The organism is Amycolatopsis kentuckyensis, assembly GCF_041679295.1.
Lineage (GTDB): Bacteria > Actinomycetota > Actinomycetes > Mycobacteriales > Pseudonocardiaceae > Amycolatopsis > Amycolatopsis kentuckyensis_A.
Window position 1 is genome coordinate 1 of record NZ_JBGDMD010000033.1, and the last position, 8,071, is coordinate 8,071.

Below are 8,071 nucleotides of genomic sequence, written 5' to 3' on the forward strand. Positions count from 1 at the left end.
AGCAGCGGGAGGCTGTAGCGGCCCGGCAGGCGGCTGTTGCGAGCCAGACTGCTGCGACCCGGCGGCTGGTTGCTGCGCGGCCGCAGGCAACTGCTGCAAATCAGGCTGCTGCTGCGACCCGGCAGCGGGTTGCTCCGGCGTGGCGGCCGGCTGCGTCCCAATAGGCGGCTGAAGGCCCGTGGGCTGCTGCGGAGCAGGCGGCTGGAGACCGCTGGACGGTTGCTGCGAGCCAGCCTGCGACGGCGGCCCACTGAGCGACTGATGCTGATCCGCTGCGGGCGACTGCTGCGGGACAGCCTGCTGAGCCGCGGCGGGCGGTTGCGATTGAGGCCCCGGCACAGCGGGCTGGTGCCCGGTCGAGTGCGATCCAACAGGCGGTGCCGGCTCGGCAACCGGCTGCTCCCCCGACTCAGCGGGCGAATGCGGCGAAACCAAGGCAGGCGACTCAACAGGCGGCCGCGACTCGACGACCGACTCAGCGACCGGCGGCGGCTGCTCCCCCGACTCAGCGGGCGGCTCCGACTCAACAGGCGATTGGCGCTCGCCCACGGCCACCGGCTCCGACTCGACTGGCGGCTGCGGCCGCACCGCCGACTCAGCAGGCGATGGCTTAGCTGCAACTGGCAATTCCGGCTGCGACTCAACAGGCCGCTGGGCCAGCACTTCCGACTCAGCAACCGGTTGCGGCTGGTCCTCCCCCGCCGACCGCGGCTCCGACTCGGCAGGCAATTGCGGGCGCGCAGCCACCGACTCCAGCTGAGACTCAACAGGTCGCTGGGCCTGCACTGCCGGCTCGGCGCCCGGTTGCGCCTGGTCGACCCCCGCCGGCTGCACCTCCGACTCGGCAGGCGATTGCCCCTGCTCCGCGGCCTCCGGCGGCGACTCGACAGGCCGCTGCGGCGAGGCCGGCGGCTCGGCGATCGGTTGCTGCTGCACCATGTCCGGCGAAGCCGGCTCCGACTCAACAGGCCGTTGCGACTGCACCTCCGACTCGGCGACCGGTTGCGGCTGGTCACTGGCCGCCGACAGCGGCTCTGGCTGAGCCGCCGACTCGGCAGGCGATTGCTCCAAGTCCGCGGCCGCCGCCTGCAGCTCCGACTGGGCAGGCGATTGCGGCTCGTCCGCGGCCGCCGGCTCCGGCTCAACGGGCCGCTGCGGCTGGGCCAGCGGCTCGACGATCGGTTGCTGCTGCCCCTCGGCCGACGAATCCGGCTCCAACTCAACAGGCCGCTGCGGCTGCACCACCGACTCGACGACCGGATGCGGCTGCTCCTCGGCTCCCGACCGCGGCTCCGACTCGACAGTCGGCTCCAGCTGCGCCGCCGGCTCCGCAGGCGATTGCCACTGCTCCGCGGCCGCAGACCGCGGCTCCGGCTCGGCAGACGATTCTTGCTGGTCCACGGCCTCCGACTGCGGCTCAACAAGCTGCTGCGGCTGGGCCGGCAGCTCGGCGATCGATTGCTGGTGAGCCATGGACGGCGATTCCGGCTGCGACTCGACGGGCAGTCGCGGCTGCGCCGCAGGCTCGGCGACCGGTAGCGACTGGTCAGTGGCCGCCGACGGCGACTCCGACACGGCAGGCGATTGCTGGTCGCCCGCAGCCACCGACTCGACAGGCGGTTTAGGCGGCACCGCCGGTGATTGCCGCTGAGTCAAGTTCGGCGATTCCGACTCGGCAGCCCGCTGGGGCTGCACCTCCCGCTCGGCGACCGGCTGTGGCTGGTCCCCGGCCCCCGATATCGGCTCCGGCTGCGCAGACGATCGCCGCTCGTCCTCTGCCACCGGCTCCGGCTCAGCGGGCCGCGGCTGGGCCGACGGCTCAGCCATGGATGATTGCTGCGCCATGGCCGGCTCCGGTTCGGCGATCGGTGGCTGCTGCGCCACGCCTGGCGATTCCGGCTGCTGCTCAACCGCCCTGTGCGGCCGCACCTCCGACTCGACGCTCAGTTGCCGCTGATCGGCGGCCGCTGCCGGCGGCGACTCAACCGACGAGTGCGGCCGCACCTCCGACTCGACGCTCGGTTGCCGCTGGTCAGTGGCCGACCGCAGCGGCGACTCAATCGGCGAGTGCGGCTGCGACTCGACAGACGACTGCTGCGCGGAACCGGCGGACGATCGCCCGCCGTCGGAGGGCTGCTCACCGGAAGAACCCCGCGGCCGCTGCTCCCCAGGAACCGGCGCACCGAAACGCCGCTCCCCGGACCCAGCCGTCGACGACGCCTCGTCAACGACGTCCGACGGCGGCGCAGAGAAAGACGACTCCGGCGCCGCATGGCGAGGCGCCCCCGCAGGACGCCCAGCAGGCGAACCCAACCAACCCGAACCCCCCTCCTCCGCCGGCCGACCCCACCCCCCAGGGGCCGATGGCGGCGGCTGCGGAACCGTCCGCCACACCGGCGCCGGCCCGATGTTCATCGGCGCCGGTGCCTGGCCAGGCGCCGGCGGGGATCCGACCGGGGGTGCCGGACGCGCAGCCGGCCGGGGAATCGGGTCCAGGCACGACACCAGCACCGACGTGTTCTCCGGGTCCTCCACCTTCCGCCCGCTGCGCTCGCGGTAGACCATCTCGCCGTCGGCGTCCATCTCGACCAGGTAGCCCGCCTCCGCCAGCTGCTCCTCGTCCAGGTCCGCGAGCCGCTCGTACCTGGACGGCACCACCCGGTAGATCGGCCACGCCAAAGAAGCGTGCTCAGCGTGGAACTGGGCCAGCAGCGCCGCCATCTGGTGCTGCCACGGCAGCGACATGCCCTCCGCCAACGACCTCGGCAACACCACGTACCCCGGGTCCACGCCCGGGTAGCCCTGGGCCAGCTGGTCGGCCAGCGGCGTGCTGGACGCGGGGCGCGCCGACTGCCTCGGCGGCTGGGGTGCGCCGAACAGCGCCGCCGGGTCCTGGGGCGAGCCCGTGCCGGGCTTGCCTCGTTTGCCGAATTTGCGTCCCACGTGCTCATCCTCTGCCAGTACGCGGCCACCTGCTCGGGGAAGCGGCCGCGACGTCGGGTGAATCGGCCGGCCCCGTTCGGGTCAAGGGCCCTCGACCCATGCTAAACGCCGGGCCGGACCGCCTGCGGTACGACTTCGGCCTCGTCGAACGAGAACGGCCGCGTGTGCACCGGCACGCCCGTCTGCTGCGCCTCGACGATCTTGCCGTCGCCGAGGTACATCGCGACGTGGTGGATCGTGTCCGGGTTCGACGGGTCCGTGGCCAGGAAGACGAGGTCACCGGGCTGCGCCTCACGCACCGGCAGCAACGCTCCCGCGTGGTACTGGTCACGCGAAACCCGGGGCAGGATGATCCCCGCCGACTCGTACGCCCGCAGCATCAGGCCCGAGCAGTCGTACGAATTCGGGCCGGTCGCGCCCCACACGTACGGCTTGCCCTGTTCGCCCAGCGCGAAGCTGATCGCCTTCCCGGCGGCCTGGCTCGGCGGCAGCAGCTGGCCGAGGCCGGTGCCGCAGGCGACGACGTCGACGACCTGGCCGACGTTCTCCACCAGCGTCGCCGCCATCGGCTCCCACTTGTGGTACCGGTCCGGGAAGCCCGAGCGCTCGACGGCCTGCGCGGCGTCGCCCGGGCGCTTGTTCTCCCAGTCCGGCACCGCGAGCAGCACGTCGTAGAACTTGTTGACCGCGTACGTCGGGTCGGTGACCTGCGCCACCGTCCCCCAGCCCATCGACGGGCGCATCTGGAAGATGCCCTGGGAGTCGCGGTCGCCGTAGGTGAGGTTGTGCAGCCCGGACTCGGTCATCCCGGCCTGGATCGCGACCTGCCAGGCGCGCGGCGCCAGGGACCGCTGCTTGCCGACCGAGATGATCAGCGCGACGGTCCCCTTCTGCTCGTCGTCCAGCTTCGACGCGTCGACCGTGCCGCGCTCGCCCTGGCCGGGCTGGGTCGGCCCGACCGAGGCGTCGCAGCTCATCAGCGACACGCCCCTGGCCTGCGCCTGCTGGTTGTCGATGACCACCTTGGCGGCGACGGCGGTGACGATGAGGGCGCCGATCGCGACGAACACGACCAGCCCCAGCCACAGCCCCAGCCGCCGCACGGTCAGCTCGCCTGGTCGTAGTCGGCGACGCGCCAGCCCGCGTTCGTGTTGACGACCGTGATGGCGAGCTTCGGCCCGTCCGTCGGGATGGTCAGCTGCACCGAGCTGGTGTACGACGTCCCGACGACCGGCTCACCGGTGACCTTGGTGGCCGGGATGTTCGCCGGGTCGACCGACGACATCACCGGCAGGTACTCCTCGGTGGTGAACGGCTTCAGCTGCGCCAGCCACTGCTCCGAGGTGATCCCGGCGGGGTGGTTGACCCACGCCGCGGCCCACTCCTTGGCGACGCGGACGGCGTCGCCGTTCGGCGCGGCCGTGGTCGGGGTGGCAAGGGGCGCGGACAGCCGCGTCGGCAGGTTGGACGTCGGGACCGGCGCCGCGACGCCCGGCGGGGTCGTCGTGACGGACGTCGTCGGCCCGGTGGTGGGCGACGCCTTGGCCTGCGGCTTGCCGACCACCTTCGGCAGCACGATGCCGAGCGCGGTGACCAGGATCGCCAGGACCACCAGCGTCCCCATCAGGTGGCGGGGCGAGCGCAGCGGCCAGCCCCACAGGCGGCGGTAGACCGCGGCGCGGCCGCGGTTGGTGCGGATCGGCATCGGTCACCGTCCCATGACTTGGTCGGTGTCCCGCGGCTCTTCGCGGACCTCGATGCCGCGCGACGGCCGGTACAGCACGAAAACCGGCTTGCCCGCGACGACTTCGGGGTCGACGCGCCGGGGTTGCGCCCGCACGCCCGGCGTCCGCGGCACGTCCTGCGGCGTGTAGTCGCTGAAGCCGGACTCCGGCGCACGCAGATCGGACGGCACGACAACGGGTTCGGGCTCGTCGTTCCAGCGCCGGTCGGCGACCGGCGAGGTGTCGACGCGCCGGCTTTCTTCGCGCGCGGTGGTCGGCCGCCCGCCGGCGCCGACGACGACGTAGTCGCCGGGGTCGCCGTTGGCGGGGTTGTACTGGCCGAACACCGGAGCGCCGGGGCGGCCGCCCGCGGGCAGCGCGCCCGCGGAACCCCCGCCCCCGACGGCGCCCGGCCAGGCGCCGGACCAGGCGGCGGCCGGACGGGCCGCGCCGGAGGTGTGGTCGAGGCGCTGGGCGTTGGCGAAGATGGTGGCTTCGGGCCGGAACCGGCCACCGCCGGCAGTGGCGCCCAGCGGGCCGCGCTGCTCGCCGTCGACGACGTCGTCGGTGTCGCGCACGGTCTGCCAGAACTCGTCCTGCGGCGTCGGGCCGTTCTTGTTGCGCCGGAACCGCGAGAAGATCCCACCGCCCGGCGACGGCACGGCGGCGCCGACCATGCTGACCGACATCTCGACCATCTGCCACAGCCGCCGCACGGGCCGGCCGACCATGAACAGCAGCACGGTGATGAGCCCGGCGAGGACCATCTGCGTGAGCATGTTGAGCGAGTTCCCGGCGTCGAAGATGGCTTGCAGGAGAAGGGCGTGCACGCCGGCGAGGACGGAGAGCACGACGAGGTTGAACGCCACCCCGCCGGCGACCTTGAGGACGCGGCGGAGGATTTCCGGGTGCAGCAGGGCGACGAGCCCGATCAGCGGGGCGGTGAGGGCGAAGAGGCGGATGAGGACCTGGGCCAGCAGGACACTTGCCTTCGCCAGCAGCTGGAAGAGGGAGTAGACGAGGGCTTGGCCGAGGGAGAGGAAGCCCGCGCCCGTGCGGCCGCCCGCTTCGCCGGTGAAGTAGCCGGTGGCGGGGCCGAGCTTGGTGGAGATGTCCTTGTAGGCGTTCTTCTTGCCGTCGATGACCGACTGGTTGGCGTCGTCGCCGTTCACCAGCTGGTTGCGGGTGAACGCCTGGGCGTCGAGCAGCGGCTTGCCGAACTGCTCCGCCTGCGGCGCCGTGGGCGTGCCGAACTCCCCTCGCAGCCAGTTGTTGTAGACGATCTGCGTGTGGAGCTGCGTGGGCAGGATGTCGCGGATGATCCGGTCGCCGCTGTCGTCGACGAAGCCCGCCTGGATGTTCGTGGTGGTCTGGACGATCGCTTTGTCGATCGGGTCGAAGTAGCGCAGCATCGCCAGCGACGACGCGGCGAGCCAGACCCCGGCCAGCGCGTAGAGCGCCCGTTTGCTGACCGCGGCGAGGTCACCGCGCCAGATGTTGCGAAACAGCATGATCGACAGGATCAGCGCGACCAGGCCGAACAGCTGGGCGTAGATGTTGTTGTAGACCTTCTCGGCGCCCGACTTCACCGCGGCGTAGATCGGGTTCAGCAGGCCGCCCTCGAGCACCGTGTAGTGCAGCGAGTTGGTCGCACCGACGATGTTCTTGCCCAGGTTGAACAGCTGGTTGCCACCCCAGGTGTCCAAAGTGGACCCGGCCGGGGTGAGGTTGATACCCGAGCAGTTGGTCTCGAAGGTGTTCCAGACCATGCCCGCGTAGCTGTAGTCGATGTACGCGCTGTTCGGTTCGCCGTGGCCCTCCGGCGGGTCGATCGCGCCGACCATGCCCGCGCCCGGGCGCTCCGGGTTCGGCGCCTCGCCACAGGCGGCCGCGCTGGCCGCGGGGGCCGTGGCGATGGCCTGCAGGCCGAGGACCAGCATGACGGCGAACATCGTCGCCTTGCGGCTCGGGACGCGGCGCGCCTTCGGGCCTTCCTTGATCCGGCGCTTCAGCGCGTGCCATGCGGCGGCCAGCGTCAGCAGCACCGCCAACGTCAGCAATGTGTTCACGCGGCACCCTCCGCGGGCACCGAGGAACGGCAGGTCCGCCTCGCGCTGCCGGAGGCGGTGCGGCTACTTCGGGTCCGGGCGGTGTTCATGCGGCGTCCCGGCCGGTGCCGCCCTTTCCGCCCGTGCGGGCGTGCTGCTGCCCGCCGTTGCCGTTCTGGGAAACACCGCCGTTGGCGGACACCCCGCCCTCCACCTCGCCCGTCTCGGACGCCAATGGGTCGGGCGCGCCCAGGAGGTTCTCGTCGGCCAGGCCGACCTCCAGTTCCGCCGCCAGCTCGAAGTCCTGCTCCAGCTCGATGTCGTCCTCCGGCGGGACCGCGACGTACGGCTTCTTCTCCTCCGCCGGCAACGCCAGCTCGTTCCCCGGCCGGCGCGAAGGCGCCGCGTCCTTGGAACCCGGGGTCGTGTCCATGACCGCCCGCAGGTGGTCCAGGTGCGGCCCGGAGAAGTCGACGCGGATGCGCTCCACGCCGCCCGCGCCGTCGCCGAAGATGAACTGGCGGGGCTCGACGTCCCGCTCCAGCCCGCTCCGCTGCGCGCCAGGACGACGCCCCAGCGCCGCCACGACCTGCTCGTACCCCACACCGACCGGCACCTTCAGCAGCCGCAACGCGTCCGCCTGGGCGTCGTCGTCGTCGAGACGACCCACGAACACCGAGTCCAGCAGGGCCACGAAACCCTGGATCTTCAAGAAGTCCGCCGGGATCTGGGACGACAGCAGCACCCGGACGTTCCACTTCCGCGAGTCACGCGCGAAGCGGTTCATCAGCACGCGCCCGGTCGGGACCTCCGACAGGAAGAACGCCTCGTCGATCCAGACGCCCTTGCGCATCTCCTTCGGCTTCTCGTACACCGACCGCTGGGTCAGCCACGCCGCCAGGTTCAGCATCTCGACGCCGAGGGACTCCGCGTCCGTCCAGTACTCGCGGGGGACGCCGTCCTTAGGCAGCGTCAGGCCGGCCATCGTCAGGACCGTCAGCCGGTCGTCGCGCGTCTCCGAGTACGGGTCCGCGTCCGTCTCCGGGATCAGCAGCGCCATCCGCTCGCGCATCTCGTCGAGGAAGTCCGCGACGACGCCCGCGTGCTCGTGGTGCTCCGACGAATCCCGCCGGAGCGCGTCGATCACCTGGCCCGGGTCGGCGTCGAAGCGGCCGCCGACGGCCCGGACCGCGCGCAGCAGCACGATCCGCGTCTGCGCCATCCGCGAGACCTCGTACGGCAGGACACCCGTCAGGACGTCCAGCACGAGACGCCGTCGCGTGGCGCCCGCGAGGGCCTTCTCGCGGCGCCAGGAGCGCTCGGGGTCGTCCTCGTCCATGAAGTGCTCGATCAGCG

Annotated in this window: 5 protein-coding genes; all 5 read right to left on the bottom strand. The window is 72.0% G+C overall.

Annotated features, from left to right (window positions below; all coding sequences use genetic code 11):
- Positions 1-2,943 (bottom strand): hypothetical protein (locus ACERZO_RS50145; protein WP_372673135.1); only part of this gene is annotated, 2,943 nt, incomplete at its 3' end.
- A 101-nt stretch (positions 2,944-3,044) separates the two neighbouring features.
- A complete protein-coding gene (locus ACERZO_RS50150; RefSeq protein WP_372673136.1) occupies positions 3,045-4,046 on the bottom strand; it encodes a C40 family peptidase in 1,002 nt (333 codons plus the stop codon).
- Between the two features lie 2 nt (positions 4,047-4,048).
- Complete coding sequence (locus ACERZO_RS50155; RefSeq protein WP_372673137.1) at positions 4,049-4,648, bottom strand: hypothetical protein; 600 nt, start codon at positions 4,646-4,648, stop codon at positions 4,049-4,051.
- A gap of 3 nt (positions 4,649-4,651) precedes the next feature.
- Positions 4,652-6,736, bottom strand: coding sequence for a magnesium transporter (locus tag ACERZO_RS50160; protein WP_372673138.1), 2,085 nt, complete (start codon positions 6,734-6,736; stop codon positions 4,652-4,654).
- 85 nt (positions 6,737-6,821) lie between these two features.
- The coding region (locus ACERZO_RS50165; RefSeq protein ID WP_372673139.1) for an ATP-binding protein at positions 6,822-8,071 on the bottom strand (1,250 nt) is incomplete at its 5' end.

Bases quoted from the DNA above. Each gene is read 5' to 3' on its own strand.
- ACERZO_RS50155 (WP_372673137.1), bottom strand. From the start codon at position 4,648: ATGCCGATCCGCACCAACCGCGGCCGCGCCGCGGTCTACCGCCGCCTG.